26 protein-coding genes are annotated in these 25,258 nt (G+C 54.9%); 18 read left to right on the top strand and 8 right to left on the bottom strand.

The window, feature by feature from the left end:
- The first annotated feature begins 32 nt into the window (after window positions 1-32).
- Complete coding sequence (gene bamA / locus AB1763_01265) at window positions 33-2,270, top strand: outer membrane protein assembly factor BamA (protein MEW5831454.1); 2,238 nt, start codon at window positions 33-35, stop codon at window positions 2,268-2,270.
- Between the two features lie 100 nt (window positions 2,271-2,370).
- Here bamA and AB1763_01260 read toward each other — a convergent pair whose 3' ends face one another.
- The 8 genes from AB1763_01260 to plsY all read right to left on the bottom strand — a co-directional run bounded on the left by AB1763_01260 (window position 2,371) and on the right by plsY (window position 8,990).
- Window positions 2,371-3,321 carry a DUF808 domain-containing protein gene (locus AB1763_01260; protein MEW5831453.1) on the bottom strand — a complete coding sequence of 317 codons (951 nt, stop codon included), beginning with the start codon at window positions 3,319-3,321 and terminating at the stop codon, window positions 2,371-2,373.
- A gap of 12 nt (window positions 3,322-3,333) precedes the next feature.
- The gene (locus AB1763_01255) at window positions 3,334-4,797 is read right to left on the bottom strand and encodes a Ppx/GppA phosphatase family protein (protein MEW5831452.1); all 1,464 of its coding nucleotides are present in this window, start codon (window positions 4,795-4,797) and stop codon (window positions 3,334-3,336) included.
- Window positions 4,798-5,052, bottom strand: a complete 255-nt coding sequence (locus tag AB1763_01250; GenBank protein MEW5831451.1) for a YfhL family 4Fe-4S dicluster ferredoxin — start codon at window positions 5,050-5,052, stop codon at window positions 4,798-4,800. It lies immediately after the preceding gene.
- 104 nt (window positions 5,053-5,156) lie between these two features.
- Window positions 5,157-6,458 carry a HAMP domain-containing sensor histidine kinase gene (locus AB1763_01245; protein ID MEW5831450.1) on the bottom strand — a complete coding sequence of 434 codons (1,302 nt, stop codon included), beginning with the start codon at window positions 6,456-6,458 and terminating at the stop codon, window positions 5,157-5,159.
- Complete coding sequence (hsrA, locus tag AB1763_01240; protein MEW5831449.1) at window positions 6,437-7,108, bottom strand: homeostatic response regulator transcription factor HsrA; 672 nt, start codon at window positions 7,106-7,108, stop codon at window positions 6,437-6,439. The genes AB1763_01245 and hsrA overlap by 22 nt, the downstream gene beginning before the upstream one ends.
- A gap of 221 nt (window positions 7,109-7,329) precedes the next feature.
- Complete coding sequence (locus AB1763_01235) at window positions 7,330-7,968, bottom strand: OmpA family protein (protein ID MEW5831448.1); 639 nt, start codon at window positions 7,966-7,968, stop codon at window positions 7,330-7,332.
- A 78-nt stretch (window positions 7,969-8,046) separates the two neighbouring features.
- Window positions 8,047-8,379 (bottom strand): dihydroneopterin aldolase, encoded by a 333-nt coding sequence (locus tag AB1763_01230; protein MEW5831447.1) that lies wholly within the window; start codon window positions 8,377-8,379, stop codon window positions 8,047-8,049.
- On the bottom strand, window positions 8,376-8,990 hold the full coding sequence (gene plsY, locus AB1763_01225) for a glycerol-3-phosphate 1-O-acyltransferase PlsY (protein MEW5831446.1): 615 nt from the start codon (window positions 8,988-8,990) through the stop codon (window positions 8,376-8,378). Before plsY ends, AB1763_01230 begins: the two co-directional genes overlap by 4 nt.
- Before the next feature lie 157 nt (window positions 8,991-9,147).
- Here plsY and nadA point away from each other — a divergent pair, with 157 nt between their 5' ends.
- From nadA to AB1763_01140, 17 genes are all read left to right on the top strand, one after another.
- Window positions 9,148-10,140 (top strand): quinolinate synthase NadA, encoded by a 993-nt coding sequence (gene nadA, locus AB1763_01220; GenBank protein MEW5831445.1) that lies wholly within the window; start codon window positions 9,148-9,150, stop codon window positions 10,138-10,140.
- Window positions 10,137-10,952 (top strand): carboxylating nicotinate-nucleotide diphosphorylase, encoded by an 816-nt coding sequence (gene nadC, locus AB1763_01215; GenBank protein MEW5831444.1) that lies wholly within the window; start codon window positions 10,137-10,139, stop codon window positions 10,950-10,952. The genes nadA and nadC overlap by 4 nt, the downstream gene beginning before the upstream one ends.
- Window positions 10,953-10,993: 41 nt before the next feature.
- Complete coding sequence (gene flhB, locus AB1763_01210; protein MEW5831443.1) at window positions 10,994-12,055, top strand: flagellar biosynthesis protein FlhB; 1,062 nt, start codon at window positions 10,994-10,996, stop codon at window positions 12,053-12,055.
- Between the two features lie 3 nt (window positions 12,056-12,058).
- Complete coding sequence (locus AB1763_01205) at window positions 12,059-13,189, top strand: cache domain-containing protein (GenBank protein MEW5831442.1); 1,131 nt, start codon at window positions 12,059-12,061, stop codon at window positions 13,187-13,189.
- Complete coding sequence (locus tag AB1763_01200; protein MEW5831441.1) at window positions 13,186-13,839, top strand: response regulator transcription factor; 654 nt, start codon at window positions 13,186-13,188, stop codon at window positions 13,837-13,839. The genes AB1763_01205 and AB1763_01200 overlap by 4 nt, the downstream gene beginning before the upstream one ends.
- Window positions 13,829-14,995 (top strand): HAMP domain-containing sensor histidine kinase, encoded by a 1,167-nt coding sequence (locus AB1763_01195; GenBank protein MEW5831440.1) that lies wholly within the window; start codon window positions 13,829-13,831, stop codon window positions 14,993-14,995. Before AB1763_01200 ends, AB1763_01195 begins: the two co-directional genes overlap by 11 nt.
- Window positions 14,996-15,073: 78 nt before the next feature.
- Window positions 15,074-15,595 (top strand): sulfur oxidation c-type cytochrome SoxX, encoded by a 522-nt coding sequence (gene soxX, locus AB1763_01190; protein ID MEW5831439.1) that lies wholly within the window; start codon window positions 15,074-15,076, stop codon window positions 15,593-15,595.
- An 18-nt stretch (window positions 15,596-15,613) separates the two neighbouring features.
- Window positions 15,614-16,084: a thiosulfate oxidation carrier protein SoxY gene (gene soxY / locus AB1763_01185; GenBank protein ID MEW5831438.1), complete on the top strand. Its 471-nt coding sequence runs from the start codon at window positions 15,614-15,616 to the stop codon at window positions 16,082-16,084.
- A gap of 50 nt (window positions 16,085-16,134) precedes the next feature.
- Window positions 16,135-16,461: a thiosulfate oxidation carrier complex protein SoxZ gene (gene soxZ / locus AB1763_01180; protein MEW5831437.1), complete on the top strand. Its 327-nt coding sequence runs from the start codon at window positions 16,135-16,137 to the stop codon at window positions 16,459-16,461.
- Between the two features lie 3 nt (window positions 16,462-16,464).
- Window positions 16,465-17,238, top strand: a complete 774-nt coding sequence (soxA, locus tag AB1763_01175; protein MEW5831436.1) for a sulfur oxidation c-type cytochrome SoxA — start codon at window positions 16,465-16,467, stop codon at window positions 17,236-17,238.
- An 11-nt stretch (window positions 17,239-17,249) separates the two neighbouring features.
- On the top strand, window positions 17,250-19,016 hold the full coding sequence (gene soxB / locus AB1763_01170) for a thiosulfohydrolase SoxB (protein MEW5831435.1): 1,767 nt from the start codon (window positions 17,250-17,252) through the stop codon (window positions 19,014-19,016).
- Window positions 19,017-19,056: 40 nt separating this feature from the next.
- Window positions 19,057-20,550 (top strand): OprD family outer membrane porin, encoded by a 1,494-nt coding sequence (locus tag AB1763_01165; protein MEW5831434.1) that lies wholly within the window; start codon window positions 19,057-19,059, stop codon window positions 20,548-20,550.
- A gap of 10 nt (window positions 20,551-20,560) precedes the next feature.
- Complete coding sequence (locus AB1763_01160; GenBank protein MEW5831433.1) at window positions 20,561-21,466, top strand: MBL fold metallo-hydrolase; 906 nt, start codon at window positions 20,561-20,563, stop codon at window positions 21,464-21,466.
- Window positions 21,466-21,900 (top strand): DsrE family protein, encoded by a 435-nt coding sequence (locus tag AB1763_01155; GenBank protein ID MEW5831432.1) that lies wholly within the window; start codon window positions 21,466-21,468, stop codon window positions 21,898-21,900. Before AB1763_01160 ends, AB1763_01155 begins: the two co-directional genes overlap by 1 nt.
- An 11-nt stretch (window positions 21,901-21,911) precedes the next feature.
- Window positions 21,912-22,814 carry a DUF302 domain-containing protein gene (locus tag AB1763_01150; GenBank protein ID MEW5831431.1) on the top strand — a complete coding sequence of 301 codons (903 nt, stop codon included), beginning with the start codon at window positions 21,912-21,914 and terminating at the stop codon, window positions 22,812-22,814.
- Window positions 22,815-22,898: 84 nt separating this feature from the next.
- Window positions 22,899-23,831, top strand: a complete 933-nt coding sequence (locus AB1763_01145; GenBank protein ID MEW5831430.1) for a DHH family phosphoesterase — start codon at window positions 22,899-22,901, stop codon at window positions 23,829-23,831.
- The gene (locus AB1763_01140) at window positions 23,828-25,198 is read left to right on the top strand and encodes a M23 family metallopeptidase (protein MEW5831429.1); all 1,371 of its coding nucleotides are present in this window, start codon (window positions 23,828-23,830) and stop codon (window positions 25,196-25,198) included. The genes AB1763_01145 and AB1763_01140 overlap by 4 nt, the downstream gene beginning before the upstream one ends.
- Window positions 25,199-25,258: the final 60 nt, after the last annotated feature.

The raw sequence follows: 25,258 nt of genomic DNA, 5'->3' as shown, positions 1-25,258 counted from the left end.
CAGAGACTTATCTTAACGTAACGGATTTCGGCTTGAAAACAATACCCCTCTCTTTGATCGTCGCAAGCGTCCTCGTACAGGCTGCGTCACAAAACGTCCAATCGGTCCAGTACGACGGCATGGTCCACATCTCCGAAACGGTAGCCAAGCGGCTCAACGAAGTCAAAGTGGGGGAACCTCTTGATCCTGCCGCGGTCGATAAAACGATCAAAAACTTTTACGACCAGGGGTATTTTGAAGACATCTGGGTCGACGAAGCGGACGGCAAGGTGACGTTCCACTTCAAAGAGAAGCCCGTTATCTCCAAAATCGAACTCAAAGGGTACAAGGAGAACGACGAAGCCGCCCAGAAAGAGCTGCTTCAGATCGAAAAAGGTTCCCTCTACGACGAAAAACGGCTTGAAAACGCCAAAAAACGGATCATCGACGCACTCAGCGGCGACGGCAAGATCGATTCGGTCGTCGAAATCGACAGCGAAAAACTCGACAACGGAAGCATGCGGGTCTCGTTTATCGTCAACGAAGGGGAAGAGATCATCATCAAGCAGGTCCGGTATGCCGGCGTCAGCGCCCTGGACAGTGACGACTTCGACAGCATGATCGCCAACAAGCAAGAGGAGTTCATGGGGTGGATGTGGGGCCGTAACGACGGGAAAATGAAACTCGCCGAACTCCAGTACGACCCTTTGCGGATCCGCGATTACTACATGCAAAACGGTTTCCTCGACGCGAAGATTGACGAGCCGTTCGTGCAGGTCGACTTCGACCATTACACGGCCCAGATGGATTACAACGTTTTCGAGGGGGACGTCTACCGCGTCAGCGACATCCTCGTATTCCAGGACACCGCGGTGATCGCCGATCAGGAGCTGCTCGACGTCATCGCGCTGGAGAAAAACAAACCGTTCAACATCAAAACCTTCCGCGAGGACGCCGAGCGGATCAAAACGAAAATTGCCGACCTGGGATACGCCTACGTACAGGTTCAGCCCGATCTGCGCAAAGACAAAGAGGCCAAAAGCGTCGACGTCGTCTACCGGATCATTCCGGGGAAAAAGGTCAAAATTCGCAACGTCATCGTTTCGGGGAACAACCGCACCCTTGACCGCGTCGTCCGCCGCGAACTGTTCCTCGCACCCGGCGACTGGTACAACCTGACCAACCTGAAAGACTCGCGCAACGCGATCGGCCGGACGGGATATTTCGAAAGCAACACCATCGAAGAGAAACGGGTGGACGACGAGACGATGGATCTGATCGTCCAGGCCAAAGAGGCACCGACGGGGAACATCCAGCTCGGGGGCGGCTACGGAAGCTTCGGCGGCATCCTTGTCAGCGTCGCAATCAGCGACCGCAACATCTTCGGATCGGGGATCAACGTCGGGCTCAACCTGGAGCGTTCGCAGCGTACCAGCAACTACTCGTTCAACATCTCCAACCCGCGCCTCAACGACAGCGATTTCAGCGGGAACTTCTCGATTTACGACAGTTCGACCGAGTACGACAGCTACACCGTCTCCTCGACCGGTATGAGCGTCGGGACGGGGCACCGCTTCAACCGCCACTGGAGCGGTTATATGGGGTACAACTACTCGACCAATAACTACAGCGACATCGATCCGACGGTAACCACCCTCGATCCGCGTTATTACGAAAACTACGCCAAAAGCTCGGTTGTCCTTTCGGCCACCTTTGACAATACCGACGACTACTACATTCCGCGCGAAGGGATGACCTTTTCGCAGAGTATTGAAAAAGCGGGCGTCGGCGGGGATGCCGATTTCGTCAAGAGCCGGACGACGTTCGGTGCGTACCGCGGTTTGCAGAAGCTGACCGATTTTGACCTGATCCTCCGATACAAAGCCCGTTTCAACTACGTCGATGACAGCGGTTATCTCCCGCTGGGCGAAAAATTCTACATGGGGGGGATCGGATCGGTGCGCGGTTACCAGGGGTATTCGCTCTCTCCGGTCAACGGCGTCGACAGTGACGGCGATCCGTTCAAAATCGGGGGCACGCAGACGTTCTCGAACAGTCTGGAGTTCAGCGTTCCGCTGGTGCCCGAAGCACGGATGCGGGCGACGGCGTTCGTCGATTACGGTATGATCGGGGAAAACAGCCTCAGCGAGATCAAGCGGGGCGGTTACGGTTTGGCACTGGAGTGGTTCAGTCCGGTCGGACCGTTGCAGCTGGTCTTCGCCAACCCGATCGGCGACAAGCCCGGAGATGACGTCACCCACTTCGAGTTTACGATCGGTCAGCGGTTTTAACCGCCGATACAGCCGGCCCGGGCGGGGTGTGAAACCTCAAAGGGACGGTCCGCTTTTTCCTTCCCTCTCCGCTCCCTCATACGGGAACGGCTCTTCGTATTCAGGCTTTCTTGAACAATCCGATGATTTTGGCAGCAGCGCTCACCGCTGCGAGGACGATTCCCCCGGCAACGACGCCGGCAACGCCGTCAAGAAGAACCGGGGTAACCCATCCCAGCGCCCCTCCGATGGCGGGAACGCCCTGAACGGCATGTACGGCCCCTTCGACGACGTGGTGGGCGGCGGGGATGCCGTGCAGAAGGATGCTTCCCCCCACCAGGAACATGGCTGCGGTACCGACGACGGTGAGGATTTTCATCAGCTTGGGGGCGAAGCTCAGCAGACCGGACCCTATTTTGCGTTGCAGGGCTCCCCGTTTCCCCTCAGGAGCGTTTTGGAGAAGGTGCAGCCCCGCATCGTCCATTTTGACGATGGCGGCGACCAGGCCGTAAACCCCCACGGTCATCGCGACGGCTATCCCGGAGACCACCATGGTTTGGGTCATGATGTCTTTGTCGGCGACGGTTCCCAGCGCGATAACGATGATTTCGGCCGAGAGGATGAAGTCGGTCCGGATCGCCCCTTCGATTTTCTCTTTCTCAAACGCTTCGAGGTCGACGTCGGGGTTGTGGAATGCTTCGATCAGCTCGCGGCCGTGATCTTCGTCTTCTTTGGCGTGGAGGAACGGGTGGGCGATCTTTTCGAATCCTTCAAAACACAGGTAGGCCCCGCCAACCATCAGGATCGGGGTGATCGACCACGGCGCGAAAGCGCTGAGCCCCAGCGCGGCGGGCACGAGAATCACTTTGTTTTTCAATGACCCTTTGGCAACGCCCCACACGACAGGGAGTTCGCGTTCGGCACGGATACCCGAGACCTGTTGGGCGTTGAGGGCGAGGTCGTCACCGAGGACGCCGGCCGTTTTTTTGGCGGCGACTTTGCTCATCGCCGCGACGTCGTCGAGGAGAAGGGTAATATCGTCGATCAGGATTAAGAGGCTGCTTCCGGCCATGGTCGGGTTCCTTTAGGGATTGATTTGTAGGGAGATATTCTGGGGCATCACAATATTTTTGGCCTGTTCGGCAGCCAGATAAAGTCCTTTTCCCCGGACGATCAGGGTGTCCCGCACGTATTCGAGCGCGATCTCCTCGCCCCGTCTGCGGGCGGCCAGGAGGATGTGCGAGAGCCATAGCAGTGCATAGAGGGCATCGAGCTCCCCCGCACCCGGGAGCAGTGACTCGTAACCGTTTCGGGGGAGGAGTTCGGAGGAAGCGTGCCCTTTTTTGAACAGCTGCAGATGGGCGATCAGTGCGATCTGGCTGTGGCTGAGGCCGTAGTCGAGGGCATTGAGAACCAGGTAATGGCTGTGGCGTTGATAGGCGTAGTAACGCACACCGAGCCCGACGGGGAGGAGTTTGGCAGCCATTACGAGTTCGCTGCGCCAGCGCCCCCGAAGCCCGAGCGATTCTCCCATCAGATCGTAGAGACGGCCTGATAGGCGGGCGCACTGCTCGCCGTGATCGCTGTGACGGGCATAGGTGTCGAGGAGGTAGCGCAGGCTCGGATTGTAATTGGAGGGGAACATTCCTCCGCTGTTGCGCAGCAGGTCTGCGAGGTAGACCCCCTCGCGCACTCCGACGCCGCTGCATACAAGGGATGAGCTCTTGAAATGGCGGACGATGCGTTGCAGGATCAGGGTCCCCGGCTTGATCGTATCGAACCGTTCGGGTTTGATCCAGAGGGCTTTGAGCTTTTTGGGGCTTGCATCGAGGACATCTTCGCAGTAAGCGTTGAACGTCTCCGCGCTTGTCGTGTAGGCGTGCAGTTTTTTGATCGGATAGTTTTCCCGCTTCATTATCGCACGGGTCAGGGCGCGGTAGGTCCCACCGATTCCGATCAGGGTATCGGCATTCATGGGGGGTAGAGTGGCGAGGGCATCGTCGATGTAGCGGACGGCCCCTTTGAGGTCCCCTTTGTCCAAATACAGCTCTTTGAGCCGGACGGTACCGAGGTTGAGGGAACAGAGAGTTTGGACTTTGCCCTCTTTGAGCAGGGTGATTTCGCTCGACCCCCCTCCCACATCGACGCATACCGCATCGAGGCGAGGGAGGAGGTTGGCGCAGGCCAGAGCGCCGTAGTAGGCCTCTTTCTCCCCGTCGATCACTTTGATCGAGAGACCAAGATCGCGACGGATGCGGCGTATGAAAATGTCGGCATTGGGAGCATCGCGCAAGGCGGAGGTAGCGACGCAGAGGATTTTACGGGCTCCGAAAGAAGCGGCGACGGCAAGAAATTCTTCGAGCGCCGCGGCGGTCCGTTCCATCGGAGCGTCCTGCAGATATCCGCCGTTTTTGTAAGCGTTTTCGCTCAGGCGGACGGAACTTTTGACTTCGTGAATGATGTGAAACGCAAAACGGCTCGTCTTTTGAAAGACCGCCATCCGCATCGAATTGCTTCCGATGTCGATAATGGCCGTACATTTGGCCATTTACTGCATTTCCTCCATCAGCTGCTGGTGTTTGTAGAGAAGTTCTTGCATGGTTTCGACGTTGTCTTTGTCCGGAACGATACAGTCAACCGGGCATACGGCGATACACGCGGGCTCGTCATAGGTACCGACACACTCGGTGCAGCGGTCGGGATCGATGATATAGATAGGGTCTCCCTCTTCGATCGCTTCCATAGGGCACTCTTCGCGGCAGGCGTCGCACGCGATACATTCATCGATAATCATTAGTGGCATCGTATAAACCTCGATTTTTTTCGTTGATGCGCGATTTATAGCGAAACGAACCTTTAAGTTTATTGATTTGTCGCGCCCGGGTCTTCCGAGCTCAGATTCGGAGGTCAGCGCTGCGGGAGCAGGCAGCAGAGCTTGGAGGGGAGGACAAGGCGGGCCAGCGTCCCGTCAATGCCGTCGGTACGGTTGGTGAGGCTGATCTGCGCCCCGATCGCTTCGGCGGCGCTTTTGGCCAGGAAGAGCCCCAACCCGACGCCCGATTTGTTTCCCTGGCGGATAAAGGGGGCGAAAAGGTCGATGCTTTCGTCGATGCCGCACCCCTCGTCGAGCACTTCGATGACGATGTCGGCTCCGCTGAGGTAGCTTTGGAAGAGGATCGTTTTCCCCTCGGGGGTGAACTTCAGGGCGTTCTGAAGAAAATTCTGGAGAATCTGGTTGAGGAGCGTCACCTGCAGCACCGCGATAAAGGCGTCGGGCTCGAAACGGGAGCGGAGCTTTTTGTTTTCGCTCTGGGCCAGCAGCGAGAAGTCCCCTTCCCATTTGCGGAGGATCGCGATGATGTCGGCTTCGGCGGGAGCTTCGAGCTGGGCCCCTTCCTGCCGTCCGATGTTGAGGATGTTGGCAACGATGCGGTTCATGTCGTCGACGCTCTGGTTGGTCACCTTGATCGCTTCGATGTACTCTTCGGGAGTCCTTTTTTTGAGGAGGGTGACCTGGTTTTTGAGTTTGATGACCGCCAGCGGCGTTTTAAGCTCGTGCGCGGCACCGATAAAGAGCTCTTTTTGGTATTTGACGAAGTTCTGGATCCGCCCCATGAGACGGTTGAGAGTTTCCCCCAGCGGTTCAAACTCGTCGGGGAGCTGTTCGACCTTGATGGGGCGGATGAGGTGCTCGTTCATATTGGCCAGACGTCGGCTCAGAGCGCTGATCGGGGCGATCAACATTTTCGAAAAGGCGATCGCATACAGGATGATGACGACGAAACCGACCGCGTTGATCAGAAAGATCGAATTGAGGATTTTGCGCAGCAGCCGTTTTGTCGGGGTGATGTCCCGGCTGATTTTCAGATAGGAGGATTTGGCAAAATCGAACGGATAAATCAGGGTCAGGGTCGTCGTTTTGTCGTGATGGGTCGTTTCGTGGAATTCCAGGTACTCTTCGTCGGGGTTAAGGGTGATGAGCTCGACCGAGAGCCCCATCAGGGTATCGGCGTTGGCCTGCTGCGAAGAGAGGAGCGAACGGTACGAGGAGATGTTTTCGGCATATCCGATCAGTTCGGCCTGTTTTTCGTCGTAAATGGATTGCTTGATAAAAAGGTATAAAAAGGAGGAGAAAAGGAGCACCAGTGCCGCCGAAGCGACAATGAGCTGAAAGAGAAAGCGTCGTCTTATGCTTCTTTTGGAAAACAAAAGCGGTATCCTCTGCGGCGGACCGTTTCGATGGTGGTGATTCCCAGCGGTTTGTCCATTTTCTGGCGGATCTGGTTGATCGCGACCTCGATGACGTTGGGGGTGACCAGTTCGGGTTCTTCCCAGATGGCGTCGAGCAGCTGCTCTTTGGAGACGATCTGGTCGCGGTGGCGTGCGAGGTGGGTGAGCACTTCGAACGGTTTACCCTTGAGTTCGATCTCTTTTTCTTTATAGATGATTTTCTCTTCTTCGGGATTGATGGTGAGGTCGTCGATCTCGATGATGTTGCTTCCGCCGAAGCGCAGACGGGCTTCGATACGGGCGACGAGGACGTCGAAGTCGAACGGTTTGCGGATGTAGTCATCGGCACCGGCGCGGAGCGCTTCGATTTCGCTTTCGTTGTCATCGCGGGCCGAAAGGACGACGATAACCGTTTTGGGGGTGTTGGTTTTGATGTCGGGGATGATGTCGACGCTGTTGCCGTCGGGGAGCATCCAGTCCATCAAAATCAGGTCGTAGTTGCGGATATCGAGGTAATACTCACCGTCTTTGAGAGTCTCTACGACGTCGCTTTGGTAACCGAACTCTTTGAGCCCTTCGGCCAGAGTTTTGTTGAGGGTTACTTCATCTTCAATGATCAGAATACGCATTCACGTTCCTCGGTGCGGAAATTTTCCCGAAATGATACCACACTTTTAGAAAATTTTAAACTTTTTTTCAATTTTTTTTAAAAAAACTTTTGCAATCGAGAAAAGATTTGTTTTGCGGACAAGGGTTCGGTGTAAAAAAATACGCTGTACATAAGGGTGGGCAGGGGACAAATCGTCCCTCCCACTCAACGGGCTTTACCCGTTGAGTGCATAATATTCAGTTATTTGGCGGGGTTGGGGATGATCACGATTTCCACGCGGCGGTTCGCTTCGCGCCCCGCGGGGGTATCGTTCGAAACCGCCGGCATGCTCTCGCCGTACCCGACCGCACGCATCCGATCCGAAGCGACCCCGCGCTGCATCAGCGCCGAGCTCACGCTTTGCGCCCGCAGCTGGGAGAGGGTGAGGTTGCTGGCGTTGTCTCCGACGTTGTCGGTATGCCCCTGTACTTCGATTTTGGTTTCGGGATATTTGACCATAACGGCGGCGATATCGTTGAGTACGGGATTGAACGCCGGTTTGATGTTGGCTTTTCCGCTGTCAAACGTAATGTTGCCCGGCATGCTCAGGCTGATGGTGTCGCCGTTTCGCTCCACCGAGACGCCGCTCCCTTTGAGCTCTTTTTTCAGCTCTTCTTCCTGTTTGTCCATATAATAGCCGATTCCGCCGCCGACGGCGGCTCCCAACGCTCCTCCGATGAGGACGCGTTTGGCGCTGTGATCTCCCGTCGCGGCCCCGGCCGCGGCCCCGGCAAGCCCGCCGAGGATTGCGCCGGTCTGCGTTTTGGAGAGGCCCGTATCGGTTCCCGCGCATCCTATCAGCAGCGCAGCGGCTGCACATGCGGCAATAGTGTTTTTCATGGGTTTCCCTCCGTTGGTTCGATAGTGACGGAGCAATTATAGCAAGACGACGGCAAAGGGAGGGTTAACCGACGGGGATTAATTGCCGAACGTAAAGCGGCGGCTGATTCCGACGGTGCAGTGGGGGAGGATGTCGGGTTTGCGGATCGTCAGCTCCAGCGTTTCGATGAGGCTGAACCGTTCGTGCAGGATGGAACCCAGTGTCTCGAGGGCCGTTTCGATGAGCTCGAATTGCAGGTTGCGCATCGTTTCGACGATCTGATCGGCCACTTCGGCGTAGTTGATGAAGCGCCCCTGGGCATACGTATAATCGATACGGCAGTCGACCCGCACCCGCTGAGGCGTTGTGCGCTCGTGAGGAAGGATGCCGAGGATCGCTTCAAACGTCAAATCCTCGATGAGGATCGTCATACGACCCGCTTCTCTTCCCCTCTGATGAGGCGGACGAAGTTGGGGATGTGTTTGTAAAAAAGGATAAACGCGATAAACAGGACCGGCGCGTGAAACATCTGCGGATGGAGGACGAAGGATGCGACGACGAGCGAGAGCAGCCCCAGCATCGACGAGAGCGACGAAATACGGATGGTTTTGGCCGTAATCAGCCACACGGCCAGCGCGACGGCGGTTTCTACGGGGAGCATCACGGCCATGACGCCCATTCCCGTCGCGACCCCTTTGCCCCCTTCGAACCAGAGGTAGGGGCTGTAGCAGTGTCCCAGAACCGCAAGGACGGCGATGAGCCACAGGGCGCTTTCGGCAAGCCCCGCATACTGTCCGGCGAACAGGACGGCCATCCCTTTGAGGGCGTCGAGCGCGAGCGTCGCCGCGCCGAGCTTTTTGGCCAGCGAAGGGTTGGTCTCTTTGACGACGCGCAGGACGTTGGTCGCGCCGATGCTCTGCGATCCCGCTTCTTTGACGTTGACGCCGGCAAAGACCTTGGCCAGAATCAGCCCGAAGGGGATCCCTCCGATCAGGTAGGCCGCCAGGTAAAACTGGACATTGAGGTTATAGAGAAAATCCATGTTATCCTTTCACTACGGGGTGAGTAAGTGCGTCATTATAGTGTACCATTCGTTACATGGAACTAAAAATGAGTGGCATTTACGTAACACTTTAACATGGGTGCAACGGCGAGTTCGTTATAATATCCCCTTTACCGTTGAATGAAGGATGAGAGGTTTGACTACCGAAGAACTGAAAGCAAAGATTATCGACCTGAAAAAACGTCTCAGCGTTACCGTCGTTGCCCATTACTACCAGCGCGACGAAGTGTTCGAGATGGGGGACATTACCGGCGATTCGCTCGAACTGGCCAAACGGACGATGGCCGACGACAAGGAGTTCGTCGTTTTCTGCGGTGTCGGGTTCATGGGGCAGAGCGTCAAGATTCTCAGCCCCGAAAAACGGGTCGTCATGCCCCGCATCGCCTGCTGCGCGATGGCAAAAATGATCGACGGGCTCTACTACGACGAGTCGATCCGGAAGCTCGAAGACGCGGGAATCAGAGCGGAGGATATTCTGCCCATCACCTACATCAACTCCGATGCGAGCGTGAAAGCCCGCGTCGGCAAGATGGGCGGGATGGTGTGTACCAGTTCCAACGCCAAAACAATCATCACCAAGGCGCTTGCGGAGGGGAAAAAGATCCTGTTCGTCCCCGATCGCTGCCTGGGACAGAACATCGCACGTCAGATGGGGCTCAAATCGTGCGTCATCGGAGACGGGAGTGACCCCAAAGAGGCGGACATCATCTGCTATGACGGGTTTTGCTCGGTCCATCAGCTCTTTACCCCCGACGACGTCGATTTTTTCCGCGCCAAATATCCCGGAATCCTGATCGCAGTCCATCCCGAATGCGATCCCGCCGTCTGCGAGAAGGCCGATTTCGTCGGGTCGACGTCGCAGCTGATCAAATACATCACCGAGCTTCCCGCGGAGCAGAAAGTGGCGGTGGGGACCGAATTTAACATGGTCAACCGCCTGCGTCCCGAAAACACCTACGTCCTTTCATCCACGAAGCCAGAGTGCCCGACGATGAACGAAACGACGCTCGAAGACCTCTACAACGCCCTCAAAGCGATCGAAGAGGGGCACCCGATCAACGAGATCGAAGTGGACGAGGATACGGCATACTGGGCAAAAGTCGCCCTCGAGAGGATGATGGCGCTATGATCGAACAATTCATCCGCGAAGTGCTGGCCGAAGACGTCGGACGCGGCGACCTCTACGCCCGCGTTTCGGCGCCTGTTCCCGCAAGCGCGAAAATCATCGCCAAAAGCGATGGGGTGCTGGCGGGCGAAGAGTATCTCCGGGTTCTTGCAAAGATGGAAAATTTCACGCTGACGTGGCATGTGCACGACGGCGAACGTTTCGTCAAAGGGGACGTGCTGATGGAGCTTTCGGGAGATTCGCATACGCTGCTGCGGATTGAGCGGACTTTGCTGAACATGCTGCTGCATGCCAGCTCGATCGCAACGCTGACGCGGAGGTACGTCGATCTCATCGCCCCCTACGGGACCAAACTCCTCGATACCCGCAAAACCCGGCCGCTGCTGCGCAATTTTGAAAAATACGCCACCCGCATCGGCGGGGCGACGAATCACCGGATGGGGCTGGATGATGCGCTGATGCTCAAAGATACCCATCTCAAGACGATTTCCGACCTCGAAGGCTTTATGGCCGAAGCGCGCCGAAAGATCCCCTTCACCTCCAAAATCGAGATCGAAGCCGAAGATGCGGATATGGCCAAGCGGGCGATGGCGGCGGGAGCCGATATCGTCATGTGCGACAACATGACGCCCGAGGCGTTGGCCGCAATCGTCGCGTACAAACGCGAAAACCATCCGGGCGTATTGCTCGAAGCGAGCGGGAACATATCGCTTGAGACGATCGAGGGCTATGCCAAAACCGGAGTCGATGCGATCAGTACGGGATCGCTCATCCATCAGGCCGCCTGGATCGACCTGTCGATGAAAATGGATTGAGCCTCCGGCAAAGGGGCAGTTAAAAGCGGGAGGGACAGGTCATGGCAGACGATATGGAAAAAACCGAAGACCCCACCGCCAAGAAACTCTCCGACGCCCGGGCCGAGGGGAACGTCGCCAAAAGTCAGGACATCGTCGGCGTCGTCGCTTTGTTCATGGCAATCCTGGGATTGCTGATGATGTTCAACTTTATTGCCGAGAGGGTGCTGGACCTTTCGCGGTACTACCTCTCGCTGATGACGCGCGAAATCGACCGGGAACTGTTGATGGACATGGCGGTGATCACGTTTCGGGAATTTTTGATCATGGCCCTTCCGATCAGCCTCATCGTCGCCATTGCCGGGGTTGCCGGCAACGTCATTCAGTTCGGATTCAATTTTACGACCAAGCCGCTGTTTCCCAATTTTTCCAAGCTCGATCCGATCAAAGGGTTTGCGAATCTTTTTACCCTGCACAAACTGATGGAATCGATCAAGATTACCCTCAAATCCATGACTGCCATGGGGATAGGGTTTTTGTTTTTCTGGTACTACATCCAGGAACTGCCTACCGTCGCGCTCTTCTCGCTCGGCGACCAGCTCTCCTGGCTGCGGGACAAGGCGATCGTCCTCGCATCGGTCATGCTCATCATTATTTTCGTCTACGCGATCGCCGATTTGTTCCTGACCCGCAAGCAATACTTCGACAAACTCAAAATGTCGAAGCAGGAGATAAAAGACGAAATGAAAAACATGGAAGGGGATCCGCACGTCAAGGCCAAAATCCGCCAGATCCAGTTCCAGGCGGCGCGCAAGCGGATGATGGCCGCCGTCCCCACCGCCGATGTCGTCATCACCAATCCCACCCATTACGCCGTCGCCATCGTCTACGACGAAACCAAACACCACGCCCCCGTCGTCGTCGCCAAAGGGGTGGACAACATCGCGATCCAGATCAAAAAGATCGCCCGTGAAAACGGGGTGCACATCGTGCAGAATCCGCCGCTGGCAAGATCGCTTTACAAAGAGGTCGACATCGACCGCCCGATCCCCGAGATGCTGTTCGCCGCGGTGGCCGAAGTGTTGGCATACGTCTACAAAATGGGCAAGAAGCGCAAGGGGTAGGGGATGATGGACCGAATCGTACGCCTGTTTGCCGATAAAAGGGTGATTGCCGCCGTCTTTTTGGCGATCATGGTCGTTTTGGGCGGGGTGTTTTGGTACCTGGAGAAAAAAGTGACGTCGCAGACGCTCGAACGCCTGAGCGATCAGCTCTCACTGGCACTGGAAAACCAGCTCGAGAAAGAGCGTTCCTCGGCGCTGCGCTATGCGCTCATTTTAAGCCAGAACACCGCACTCAGCGACGCACTCGAACAAGAAGACGAAGACCGGGGATTCGAGATTCTCTCGGAGGTGATGGAGTCGATCAAACTCTACACCGACGCGCTGATCCGATCGCAGGTCATCACCGCCGATTACGTGATTTTTGCCCGCAGCTGGGACAATTCGTATGCGGGGATGCCGCTCGATTTTCACCGTCCCGATCTCCTCTATTTCCAAAACCATAAAAAGCCCCGTTCCGCGATCGAAGTGGGGCGTAAACTGGGGGTAAAAGCAACGGTTCCGGTGTATCATGCGGAGAAGATGATCGGGTTTGTCGAAGTCGTTTCGTTTTTTGAAACGACCGAAGAGTATTTCGAACGGCTTGGGATCGATCTCTACATCCTGATGGAAGACCGTTTTTTCAATACCGCCGTCTTTATGCAGGAAAACCCCGCCATCGGCAAAGAGTACATTCTGGCCAACCCAAAATATACCCAAAGCGATCTCAAGCTCCTCGAGGGGATCGATTTCAAGGCGCTCCGTCATGCCCGGGTACTTTACAGCGGGGGGCGCTACCTGTTTTACGAACCGATGAAAAACGGTTCGGGAGAGACGATCGGGGCGTTTGTCTTTTCGCTCACCCCCAAACAGATTTCGACCTATGCCCATTCGGATGAGGAGGATATTTCGTTTTTGATCCACCTCACCCGCAACGAGCTCTACGACGTCATGACGAAAAAGACCTTTGATAACGCGCAATTCCAGAGCAGCTACGACAAAGAGCTGCTCTATCTCAAAGACGTGGTTCCGGCGGAAGACCGAGAACTGTTTCTGGAAGAGGCGAGGGAGCGTTTGAACGCCTATTCAAAAGAGGAACTGATCGGGATCATGCTCGATTATAAAGTGAGCAAAGAGATCAAAGGAGAGATACGATGAAAGTGTTGCTGCTCGAAGACGAATACATGCTGCGCGTCAGCATTACCGAATTTCTCGAAGAGATGGGATTCGAGGTTGACGGCTTTGCTAACGGTGAAAAAGCCTACGACGCGATTTACGAGACCCACTACGATCTGTATCTGCTCGACGTCAACGTTCCGGGAATCGACGGGTTCTCGCTGTTGCGGACGCTGCGCAAAGAGGGGAATAAGACCCCCGCGATTTTTCTTACCTCGATGGTCAACGTCTCGGATTTGCAGGAGGGGTACAAATCGGGATGCTGCGATTACATCCGCAAACCGTTCGATCTCACCGAGTTGCAGCTGCGGATCATGCACGCGCTCAAAAGTTATTATCACCAGGGGGAAAACGTCATCGATTTCGGGGGCGGCCTCGTCTACGATACCGAAAATTTCACCCTGACCCACAACGGGGAGAGTATCGCCCTCTCCAAAACCGAAAAAGAGATCTTTTCGGTGCTGCTCAAGCACACCAATCAGGTTGTCTCCGTCGAGATGTTCCAGGACGAGATATGGGGCGAGTACGTCGATCCCGCCAACATCCGCGTCCAGATCAACAACCTGCGCAAAAAACTGCCGATCGACATCATCCAAAACCGTCGCGGACTGGGGTACATCCTTGAACGATAACCGTTACGCGATCAAAAACGCTTTTTTGTATACGATGCTCGTGGCGGTACTGATGCTGGTACCGACCTACGTGTACGTCACCTATATGAAATACGTGCACGAAATCCAGTACGAGCACAAGCTCAAGCGCCAGTCCCACCTCATTTTGCGGGCGATGGAGGAGTTCGATCCCAAAGAGCAGAGCGTTTTCGAATACCCCCGTTTCCGCTCGTTTCAGTCGGGGCTTTACGACGTCCATTTCAATCCGATTTTCACCCTCATCAAAACCCCCATCGAGTTTCAGGAAGCGGGGTACCACATACGGGAAGGATACGCCTACCTGATCGTTCCGCTCCCGGAGAGACGCTACTTTGACGCGACGTATCTCGTTTTGCGGGGTGAACTCTCCTACGTCCACATTTATCAGGATGTTGTGATGATCCTCTTCTCCATCGCGGCGCTCATCTTTGTACTCTCGCTTTTTTTTCTCGACCGGTTCGCCCTGCCGTTTCAGCGGCTGAACGAACGGCTGGACCGCTTCATCAAAGATTCGATGCACGAGATCAACACGCCGCTGGCCATCATCAACGTCAACATCGACCTCTACAACCGTTCCAACCCGCCGAACAAATATCTCCAGAGGATCAAGGCGGCGACGAAAACGCTTGCCACGCTCTACAACGACATGGATTACCTGATCAAGAACGAACGCCTCTCGTTCGAATACGACATGATCGATCTGAGCGGTTATCTGCAGGAACGGTGCGACTATTTCGTCGAAGTGGCCGCACTCAAAAACATCACCATTCTTCCCCGGATCGAGGAGGGGGTCCGGATCTTTTTCAATCCGACCCAGTTGCAGCGGATCATCGACAACAACCTCTCCAACGCGATCAAGTATTCCCACGAGGGGGGAACCATCGACGTGATTCTGGAACGGACGGGCGAGGGGTGCGCGATGCGTTTCCGGGACAAAGGGATCGGGATCGAAGACGTGGAGCGGATTTTCGAACGCTACTACCGCGAAAACAAGGACAAGGGGGGCTTCGGGATCGGGCTCAACATCGTCAAATCGATCGTCGACAAAGCCGGGATCGAGCTCTCCATCGATTCGGTCTACGGAAAAGGGAGTACCTTTTCGTATCGTTTCACCCCTCCTCTTTATCTGCCCGACTGATTTTTCCGTTTTTTTACACAAATTTTACACAGCTTCTTTACAATGCTCCCTGAACATACAAAAGATCAAGGAGAGCCCATGCGAAAAGTGATGATGCTCGGATTCGCGACGCTGTTGAGTGCCGCCGATCTGTCGCAGGCGATTGAAAGTCCCGACGCGACGGCAATACTCAAAAAAGACGCGCTACCGGCGGCGAAAGCCTATGTGATGCCCGAAGGGTGCATCAGTAACGATCCCGCAGCGATTGCACGCGGAAAATACATTTTCCACAACCTCAACGGCAAAGACGCGAAAGAGAATCCCCCCGAAGGGCTCAGCCGTACTTTACCCAACGGTAAAGAGAAACAAATGGGCAACTGTGTCGCCTGTCACAACATCGAGGGTGCCGTCGGATACGGAAACATCGGTCCGGATTTGACCAATTACAAAGAACTGTATGTCAACAGCGGCGTCCGTAACGCCCAGTTCGTTTACCAGAAAATCGCCGATCCCCGTATCGACAACGCGAAAACGCACATGACGGTAAACCTCACCAACGGTCTGATGAACGAGCGCGAAGTGTGCGATCTTTCATCGTATATCATGGCTGTCAAAAAATAACATCAAGGAGAATACACAATGCAACGCAGATCATTTTTAAAAGGTTTCGGAGTAGCCGCGGCGTGTGCCGCGGTTCTGCCGCACATCGCATCGGCCGCGGAGGAAAAACGCCCCGCAGGCCCGAATGAAATGAACTATAACACGGCGGTTGCCGCCATTACCGGCGGAAAACCCCTTGTTGCTTCGGCAAAAGTAAAAATGGAAGCTCCCGAGATCGCCGAAAACGGTGCGGTCGTGCCGGTGAAAGTGACGGTTGAGAGCCCGATGACCCAGAAAGATTACGTCAAGGCGATCCACGTCCTCGCGTCGAAAAACGGTAACGTCCGCTGCGCGAACATCTACCTCACCCCGGCAAACGGCGAAGCGTTTTTCGGAACCCGTGTCAAACTCGGCGGAACGCAGGACGTCGTTGCGATCGCGGAAATGAGCGACGGAACGTTCCTTACGGCGAAACAAAACGTCAAAGTGACCATCGGCGGGTGCGGTTGATCGATAACCGCGAATAACGAGTACAAGAAAAACGAATAAGGAATACCGCAATGAAAACACTGATCAAAATCAAACCCAAAGATTACAAAGCAGGCGAAATCGTCAAAATCGATTTCATGGCGATGCATCCGATGGAAACGGGGATGCGTAAAGACAAAGACAGCGGCCAGCTGATCCCCGCGCACTACATCGACGAAGTCAAATTCATGTTCAACGACCAGCTCGTTACGAAAATGGTGATCTGGGAATCACTGTCGGTCAACCCGTTGATGAGCATCAGCTTCAAAGTCCCGGGTGAGGGGACGCTGAAAGTTATCGCCAAAGATAACAAAGGGCAAAGCGTCGAGAGTACCGCGAAAATTACTCCCAAAGGATAAAGCATGCGTAGCGTAACTTTGTGTGCCCTGGCACTGTCGGCGGTACTGTGCGGCGCACTGCAGGCCGAAGAGAAACTGAGTATGAGCGACGCCGACAAGGCGATGTACGCCGAACTGCTCGAGAGCAACCCGGCGGAAATGGACGTGGCTGAGGGCGAGCAGCTTTTTTCCGACCTGATCGGAACGGCAAGCTACGCCAAAATGCTGGGAGTCAAGGAAAAAGACCTTCCCAAATACCTTGCGGGGTTCCCCCGTTATCTGGATTCGGCCAAAAAAGTCGTCACGATCGCCCAGTCGATCCAGATGGCGGCGATGGCCGCAGGCAAACCGGTTCCCAAACTGGAGAGCAAAGAGATGGTGAAAATGTCCGCGTACGTCAAATCTTTGGCAAACGGGCAAAAAACCTCCATCGACGTCAAAGCGAACAAACACATGGCCGAGATGCACAAGCTCGGGCAGCAGGTATTTGAAGAACGCCGCGGCGGCCGTGGCCTTTCGTGCAACAGCTGCCACAGTGCGGACATCGTCGGATCGCGTCTGCGGATGCAGCCGCTACCGGATCTCGGAGCCAAAGAGACCGCAGCCGCGGGAACGTGGCCGGCATACCGTATGACGCAGAGTCAGATGGTTACGCTCGACAAACGGATGCAGCAGTGTATGAAAAATGCCCTTCTCGCGGAAATTCCTCTGGGATCGCGTGAAATGGTCGCACTGGAGGTGTACGTCACCAACAAAACCAAAGGGAACGCGATCAGCATCCCGAGCGTGAAACGTTAAAAGGTATCGTCATGGATCTGTCACGAAGAGATTTTTTCCAGATTGCCGCGGCACTGGGGCTTGGGCTTCCGGCTGCGGCATCGGCGGCTTCTAGCACCAAACGTGCCGATGAGGTGACCCTCAAGGATATTTACGATTTCAAAGCGCGCGGGAACGTGACGCTGCTGCATATCTGCGATATGCACGCCCACATCAAACCGCTGTACTGGCGAGAGCCCTCAACGCTGATTTCGGCGCCGAACCTCACCGGGACCCCGGGCTTTTTGTGCGGGGAGTCGTTTCTGAATTATTACGGGATGAAGGGGAAAACCCTGGACGCCTATTTCGATACCTACATGAACTTCGACGCGCTTGCGCACAAGTTCGGGAAAATGGGGGGGATTTCGCACATGAAAACCCTCATCAACCACATCAAAAAAGAGCGCGGCGCGGACAACGTCCTCCTCCTTGATTCAGGGGATACCTGGCAGGGGACCGGCGTTGCGCTTAAAACGCAGGGCGAGGCGATCGTCGACGCGCAGAACTATCTGGGGGTCGACGTCATGGTCGGTCACTGGGAGTTTACGTACGGCAAACAGCGGGTCAAAGAACTGATCGAAAAGCTCAACGCCAAATTCATCTCCCAGAACATCATCGGGGACGATTCGTTTGCCGACGATTTCGAAGAACTGATTTTCGAACCCTACACGGTGATGGAACGCGGCGGTGCCAAGATCGGCATTATCGGGCAGTCGTTCCCGTTTACCTCGACGGCGAACCCCAAAGAGTTTACGCAGGGGTGGAGCTTCGGTCTGCGCCTCGATACGCTGCAGCAGTACGTCGACAAGCTCCGTAAAGAGGAAAAAGTCGACTGCGTCGTCGTCCTATCGCATGACGGCTTCAGCGTCGACCAGGAGGTTGCGCGCCAGGTCAAGGGGATCGATTTCATCCTCAGCGGCCATACGCACGATCCTTCGCCGCGTCCGACGGTCATTAACGGTACGGTGATCGTGATCGCGGGAAGCCACGGCAAATACGTCGGGCGCCTGGACATCGACATCCAGAACCACAAGGTCAAAGGGTACGAGTACAAACTCATCCCCGTCGCTTCGAACCTGATCCCCGCCGATCCCGAAGGGGATGCGCTGATCGCGAAATGGTACAAGCCTTACGACCGTGAGTTCGGCGAGATTCTGGGGGTGACCAAAAACACCCTCTACAAACGCGATACGTTCCATTCGACGTTCGACGAACTGATCAACGACGCCATCCTCTCCGCGATGGATTCGGACATTTCGTTCACCCCCGGATACCGCTGGGGGACGACCGTTTTGGGCGGCGATCCGATCACAATGGACAACGTCTATGAGATGACGGGGATCACCTATCCGAACGTTTATACGTTCGAGCTGGGGGGAAAACAGATCCGCACCCTTCTCGAAGACATCGCCGACAACGTGTTCAACGCCAACCCGCTCTATCAGCAAGGCGGCGACATGAGCCGTCTGGGCAACGTGACGTACGACATCAAAATCGGGGCCGAGAGCGGCAAACGGATCAGCAATCTCATGGTAGGGGGCAAGGCGCTTGACGATGGCAAGACCTATAAAGTCTCTTCCTGGGGGGGCAATCTGCAAAATGCGGGACGTAATCTGAGAGATCAGCTTACCCGTCCCGTGTACGATGTGACGGCAGAGTACATCCGCCGTCAGAAAACACTCAACATCAGCGGCAACAGCAACGTCCGTATTATGGATTATAACTGTGGGTGTCCGAAAAAAGGCTCGAAAGGGTGCTAACAGCACTCTTTCTGTAATCTATCAACTTAAGGAGTGAATGATGAAATTGGTTAATCTTAGTATCGCAGCCGCAGCGGTCTGCGTACTTTCTACGTCGGCGTATGCCCTTAAAAGCGAAGATCGTGATATCAAACCAAGTATGCAGGTGGAGTACACCAAGGTTCCTGGCGAGGTAAACTCAATCACCGAAATGTTCACCGAAGGCGAAGTATACGGACGTCTCCGTTCGAACATGTTTTGGTGGGATTGGGAAAACGAAAACTCTGCCGTCCAGGACAACAATATGTGGGGTCTGGGGGGCAGCCTCATTTATAAGACCGGCTATTTCCACGGTTTCGGCGCAACGGCAGGATTCTACGGTACGGTTCCGATGCACAACGATAATACTTTAGGTTCAGGGACGACTAACTACGGTAAAGCCGGTAAAGATACCTATCATACCCGTGCAGACGGCAGTGAAGGAGCAATGGGGAATTTTGCCGAAGCCTATTTGGAATACAAAAACGGCAAAACGAACGTGAAAGTAGGTCGTCAAGGAATTGATAGCATCATGTTGGCAACGAATGATACCAAAATGATCCCGAACACATTCGAAGCGGCTGTTATCGAAAATAAAGATATTCCGGATACAACAGTACGAGCGGGATACATTATGGAGCAAAAACTTCGTGACCACCAGACGTTCCATAGCATCATCGCATATCAAAAATACAACGAAAACGACGATTCGGGTGTCCATAAGGGTCTGACTCCTGCCAATATCCGTGCACGTGGAAACGGTGACGTCGATCCAGAGATGGTTCTTGTCACAGCATCGAACAAATCGATTCCGAATCTGAAGCTTGATTTTGAATATGTCGATCTGAACGGTTTCTTTAACACGGCGATCGCCGAAGCGAACTACCAGATCAAATTGAATGATACGTGGAAACTAACTCCGGGTATTCGTTACCTGAAACAGATGGATGACGGCGCCGGTAAAATCGGCGGTGCATCTTTAAGTGGTGCGGTAACTGCGGCGAATGCGGCTTCAAGAGGCTATACTACCGGGGACAGTGTTGACGGTAGCATCATCATGGGACGCCTCGTACTAAACGGCGGACCGCTTACAATGACAGCAGGTTATTCAGAGATTGCAAATGATGCGGATATCATCGCTCCATGGCGCGGATTCCCGACGGGGGGATACACTCGTTTGATGGCTCAGGTTGACTGGATCGCAAACACCAAAAACTGGATGCTTCGTGCTGATTACGACTTTGGAAAAGCTGGCCTGGTCCCGGGCTTTAAAGCGATGGTTGCATACGAAGATATGAATTTTGACGAGAACAAAGCATTTACGTCTACATTTACTGACCGCAATATCTTGATGGTCGATCTGTGGAAAACGTTTAAAGAACTTCCGAACACCGAATTCAAATTCCGTATGGGGATTGTAAACGCGGATAATGGCTATACCAGTCAAACCGTTCAGGCCACAACCGATTACAACTCGTATAACGAATACCGTTTCGAAGTTAACTACCTCTTCTAAAGGCTGAATGATGAAAGCGTTGTTGGGAACTTTATTGCTGGCCGTCACGAGTTTGAGTGCGTATGATTACGCGCTCAAGCCGGTACGGGTCACATCGGACGTTCACTGTTTTTTCGGGAAACCCGAAATTATGGATAAAACCAACAACGGCAACATCGTCAACAGCTGTTACATCGATGCGGGGGAAGGGTATGTCGTCGTCGACACCGGCCCCTCCTACGCGTATGCCCGCTCGGCCTACAACGCGATGCAAAAAATCAAACCGCTTCCGGTCAAACTCGTGATCAATACGCATATCCACGACGACCACTGGCTGGGAAACAACTTCTTTACCGAACAGGGAGTTAGAGTTTTGGGTTCGGACGATTTCAAGGTAAATGCCGATATGAGCGAGCCTACCCGAATGCAAACCTATATCTCTCCCGAGGCATACGCTAAAACGAAACCGACCATGCCGACCGAGATGATCAACGCCGATACGACGCTGAAGGTCGGAAACCAAACGGTGGAGCTGAAAATCGCCAAACGCAAAGCCCATACGGCGAAAGACATGGTGGTCTTTTTGCCGAAATCCAAAGTGCTGATAGCGGCCGATCTGGTTTTTAACGACCGTCTCCCATCGGTGCGCGGCGGCGACATCAACGGCTGGCTCGAAGCGCTGGAGGATCTGGAGAAGTTGGGGGCCGTCCACGTGATCGGCGGGCACGGAAACCGAACCGACAAAGAGGCAGCGGCGATGACACGGGACTATTTTACGCAGATGCGTAACGAAATCCGCGCCGCGATCGGTGAGGGGCTGGGGATTGACGAGACGGTCAAAAAAGTGACCATGGACGACTACAAAAAATACAAACTCTACGAAGGGACGCACCGTCAGAACGTCGAAGCCTCCTATCGCGTACTGGAGTGGGAGTGATGAAAACGGTGCTGCTTTGGGGGGTGATTTGCTGTACGCTGGCGTTCGGCGACGTCCGTTTCGCTCAGCCGGAACCTTCCATCGACAAACCGCGCGAAGTGGTCATGGGGATCAGTCATGGGGATGATGAATCGATCCATCATGCCCTCAGCACGGCCAACAACGTCCTCAAATTCTACGGCCCCGAAAAAATACACCTGCGGGTGGTCGCCTATTACCACGGCATCCGCACGCTTCTCAAGAGCGAAAAAGAGATCGCCGTGCGGGTACGTGCGCTGCAGCAGTACGGCGTCGAATTCGTCGCCTGCGGCAATACGATGGAGACAAAAAAAATTCGCGCATCGGCCCTCATCGAGGATGTCGAAATCGTTTCGGCCGGGATCGCCGAAGTGATCGAGCGCGCAACCGAAGGCGCCTTTTACATTCAACCCTAAGGAGAAAGATCATGTTTAAAAAATATCTGTTTGCCGTGGCGCTGAGCGCCGCAGCCTTGTTCGGTGGGGATTTCCACCTTTTCGACGTACCCAACGCGGAGGGGAAAATCACCCCTGCGGTGATCGAAAAAGGGCTCGAGAACGCCGGTTTCGTCATTTCGGCCAACACCGAGATGAACGGCCCGTTCAAAATCCAGTTCCAGCAGAGCGATTTTTCGGTGTTCAATCTGCTGACGGCCTACCACAAAAATCATGCCGCGACGCTGGTTAAAGCCCATCCCGACGCCGGGATTTTCGTTCCGATGGGATTTGGGATTTACCAGCGCAACGGGGACAAAAACCTCCACGTATCGGTGTTGACCGCGGATGCGATGAAAAAGATCGCCGGGTTCGACGCTCCCGAATTCGCCCTGATCGAAAAAGAGGTCCTCTCCGCGCTTAAAAAAGCGCTCCCGAACGCCAAAGTACGCGCAAGCGAGAATTCGCTCCCCGCTTCGGGGCCGTTGCTCAGCCGTTACGTCAAAGCGAGCAGCGCCGAGAGCTGGACGAGCGACAAGGAAGCGACCGAAATGATGATCGAAGACGGCCTCAAACCCGCGGGATTCGTCATGTCGAACTTCACCGACTACAACTTCGCCCTGGGTGAAGAGAGCCCGTTCCATTTTTACGACACCTATTCGATCTGCAAGCTAAAAGTGATCTACACCGTCGCCAAAACGCGTCCCGAAGCGGCCGCCTTCGCTCCGTGTACCCTGATGGTGTACAAGAAAAAAGACGCCGACGAGATCGTGATGGGATTCCCCGGCGTTTACAACTGGATGAGCAGCGCGCGTGTCGAAGACGCCGAAGCCAAAGCGGCACTCATGCAGGCGCAGAAAGATTTCGAAGCGGTTCTTGAGAGCGCTGCGGAATAATGATGAAATATTGACCATCGGGGCGGCACGGATTGTCCCAAAGCATGGTATAATCGCCCCCATTTTCACGAGGAGGGGGGAGATATGGCGCACGAACTGATCGAGTCTTCGCGACACATCGTTCTCATCGCCCACAAAAACCCCGATGCCGATTCGCTCGGGTCGGCGAGCGCGTTTTATTCCTACCTGCTGCGCCTGAACAAAAAAATCACCCTTTTTTGCGCTTCGGCCGAGATTGACCCTAAGCTGGCGTTTCTGCCGTGGTTTGAGAAAGTGACCGACCGTTTCCCCGAAGATGCGGACTGCATGATCAGCTTCGACTGCGGAAGCTACGGGCGTCTGGGGATAGAGCGGGAATTGCCGCTGATCAACTTCGACCACCATCGCAGCAACGATTTTTTCGGGACCCACAATTTTCTGGATACCGATGCGATCAGTACCACCCAGACCGTTTACGATTTTTTTGTTGCCAACGGGTTAAAAATCAATGGTAAAATGGCGCTTTCGCTTTATGCGGGTCTTGTGGACGATTCGAAATGTTTCCGATCGCCCGGATGCGACGCCAGGACCTTCGAGATGGCCCACCGTCTCATCGGGCTGGGTGCCGACCACGCGTTATGCGTCGAATGGCTTTACGGGCGCAATTCGCTCGCGTCGCTCCGCTCAAAAGGGAAGATGCTCAAAGCGATGCGCCTTTACCTCGACGGTGCGCTTGCGGTTTTCGGTGTGGATGCGGCACTTTTGGCCGATACGGGAGCCACGGTCGCGGAGTGCAAACCGGTGCTCGACGAAGCGCTGGGGATGCGGCATGTCCGCGCCTCGCTGATGCACGTCGAACGCCCGGGGGGCGGCATCAAGCTTTCGCTGCGGACGACGGGCGGAATCGATGCCGCGAGGATTATGGAAAATTTCGGCGGCGGCGGGCATAAACACCGGGCCGGAGCGAAGGTTGAACACGACGACGTCCACGCGCTCGTCAAAGAGATAACGATGATGATACAAAAGGAGATGCAGTGAGAAGAGGCCGAAGAAATTCTGGATTTTTGGGATGGGTGATTGCCGCCGCAGTAATCGGGGCGATCGGATTCATGGCGTTTTCACCGATGTTTGAACGCGAGGATCCGAAAATCACCGTCAGCCATGAGGGCTACTGGAATTTCAAAGAGCCGATGCACGTGACCGTAGAGGACGCCAGCGGACTCAAATCGTTCAAAGCGACGATCTCCACGCCGCACGAAGAGTGGGTCGTGACCGAGGAGAATACGCCGGCCGCCGAATCGAAAAGAACGTTTGAAATTCTTCCGCCAAAAGGGGTCCGCCGGGTCGAGGCACAGTCGGTTACCCTGACGATCGAAGCGACTGACCGAAGCCTCTGGGGCCTTTTTATGGGTAATACGCTCAAAGAAGAGCGGACCCTCGTCATCGATCAGCGCCGCCCGGTCCTCTCCATCGTCGCGCACTCCTACAAGATCCAAAAAGGGGGATCGGCGATCGTCATTTTCAAGGCGACCGATCCGCACATGGAAAGCCTGAAGATCCAGACCAACTACGGCAAGACGTTTATCGCCCAGCCTTTCATGAAAGAGGGGTATTACGCCTCCCTGCTGGCGTGGCCGGTCCAGCAAAGCACGTTCAGCGCAACCGTCGTCGCCCGCGACCGTGCCGGAAACGAAACGAAAAGCTCCGTCCCCCTGCGGCTGAAAGATCACGTCTACCGCGTTTCGAACATCGAGCTCAGCGACGCTTTCCTTGACGGTAAAATCGCCGAACTGGCGAACGAATACGAAGAGACCGCCGGGGTGGACGATCGGCTCGAGCAGTTCAAGATCATCAACGAAACGGTCCGGGCGAACAACGAAAAAATCATCCACCGGGTTACGTCGAAAGTGTCGAACGCGATGATTACCGATTTCAGCCCGCAGCCGTTTTATCCGATGCCAAACGGGCAGAAAGTCGCCGATTTCGGGGACCACCGCATCTACAGCTACAAAGAGAAAAAGAATTTCTCCCAGGCGTACCACATGGGGCTCGATCTTGCGAGCGTGCAGATGGGGCAGATTAACGCGTCCAACGGGGGTAACGTCGTCTTCTCGCAGATGAACGGGATTTACGGGAACCTGCCCATCATCGACCACGGATTCGGCCTTTACACCCTCTACGGCCACTGTTCGGACGTCCACATCCAGGAAGGCGACATCGCCAAAGCGGGGCAGGAGATCGCCAAATCGGGTCTCAGCGGTTACGCAATGGGGGACCACCTCCATTTCGGAATCCTCGTCCAGGGGATCGAAGTACGTCCCGAAGAGTGGATGGACGCGAAGTGGATCTACGACAACATCACCAGCGTCATCGAAAACGCGAAGCTCATCATCAACCAGCAGTAAACACGGTATAATTCCGGTAGAACAACAAAGGGGGGGTGGCCTGCCCGCCCCCCGCAGGAT

This window comes from Campylobacterota bacterium (genome assembly GCA_040752835.1).
GTDB lineage: Bacteria > Campylobacterota > Campylobacteria > Campylobacterales > Sulfurimonadaceae > Sulfuricurvum.
The sequence above is the reverse complement of the archived record's forward strand: the minus strand, read 5'-3'. Positions and strand labels throughout refer to the sequence as shown.

What these genes read in the sequence shown, in the direction of transcription:
- AB1763_01260 (MEW5831453.1), bottom strand. Translation starts at nt 3,321, where the DNA reads ATGGCCGGAAGCAGCCTCTTAATCCTGATCGACGATATTACCCTTCTC.
- AB1763_01255 (MEW5831452.1), bottom strand. Translation starts at nt 4,797, where the DNA reads ATGGCCAAATGTACGGCCATTATCGACATCGGAAGCAATTCGATGCGG.
- AB1763_01250 (MEW5831451.1), bottom strand. Translation starts at nt 5,052, where the DNA reads ATGCCACTAATGATTATCGATGAATGTATCGCGTGCGACGCCTGCCGC.
- hsrA (MEW5831449.1), bottom strand. Translation starts at nt 7,108, where the DNA reads ATGCGTATTCTGATCATTGAAGATGAAGTAACCCTCAACAAAACTCTG.
- AB1763_01235 (MEW5831448.1), bottom strand. Translation starts at nt 7,968, where the DNA reads ATGAAAAACACTATTGCCGCATGTGCAGCCGCTGCGCTGCTGATAGGA.
- AB1763_01230 (MEW5831447.1), bottom strand. Translation starts at nt 8,379, where the DNA reads ATGACGATCCTCATCGAGGATTTGACGTTTGAAGCGATCCTCGGCATC.
- plsY (MEW5831446.1), bottom strand. Translation starts at nt 8,990, where the DNA reads ATGGATTTTCTCTATAACCTCAATGTCCAGTTTTACCTGGCGGCCTAC.
- nadC (MEW5831444.1), top strand. Translation starts at nt 10,137, where the DNA reads ATGATCGAACAATTCATCCGCGAAGTGCTGGCCGAAGACGTCGGACGC.
- flhB (MEW5831443.1), top strand. Translation starts at nt 10,994, where the DNA reads ATGGCAGACGATATGGAAAAAACCGAAGACCCCACCGCCAAGAAACTC.
- AB1763_01205 (MEW5831442.1), top strand. Translation starts at nt 12,059, where the DNA reads ATGATGGACCGAATCGTACGCCTGTTTGCCGATAAAAGGGTGATTGCC.
- AB1763_01200 (MEW5831441.1), top strand. Translation starts at nt 13,186, where the DNA reads ATGAAAGTGTTGCTGCTCGAAGACGAATACATGCTGCGCGTCAGCATT.
- soxX (MEW5831439.1), top strand. Translation starts at nt 15,074, where the DNA reads ATGCGAAAAGTGATGATGCTCGGATTCGCGACGCTGTTGAGTGCCGCC.
- soxY (MEW5831438.1), top strand. Translation starts at nt 15,614, where the DNA reads ATGCAACGCAGATCATTTTTAAAAGGTTTCGGAGTAGCCGCGGCGTGT.
- soxZ (MEW5831437.1), top strand. Translation starts at nt 16,135, where the DNA reads ATGAAAACACTGATCAAAATCAAACCCAAAGATTACAAAGCAGGCGAA.
- soxA (MEW5831436.1), top strand. Translation starts at nt 16,465, where the DNA reads ATGCGTAGCGTAACTTTGTGTGCCCTGGCACTGTCGGCGGTACTGTGC.
- soxB (MEW5831435.1), top strand. Translation starts at nt 17,250, where the DNA reads ATGGATCTGTCACGAAGAGATTTTTTCCAGATTGCCGCGGCACTGGGG.
- AB1763_01165 (MEW5831434.1), top strand. Translation starts at nt 19,057, where the DNA reads ATGAAATTGGTTAATCTTAGTATCGCAGCCGCAGCGGTCTGCGTACTT.
- AB1763_01160 (MEW5831433.1), top strand. Translation starts at nt 20,561, where the DNA reads ATGAAAGCGTTGTTGGGAACTTTATTGCTGGCCGTCACGAGTTTGAGT.
- AB1763_01155 (MEW5831432.1), top strand. Translation starts at nt 21,466, where the DNA reads ATGAAAACGGTGCTGCTTTGGGGGGTGATTTGCTGTACGCTGGCGTTC.
- AB1763_01150 (MEW5831431.1), top strand. Translation starts at nt 21,912, where the DNA reads ATGTTTAAAAAATATCTGTTTGCCGTGGCGCTGAGCGCCGCAGCCTTG.
- AB1763_01145 (MEW5831430.1), top strand. Translation starts at nt 22,899, where the DNA reads ATGGCGCACGAACTGATCGAGTCTTCGCGACACATCGTTCTCATCGCC.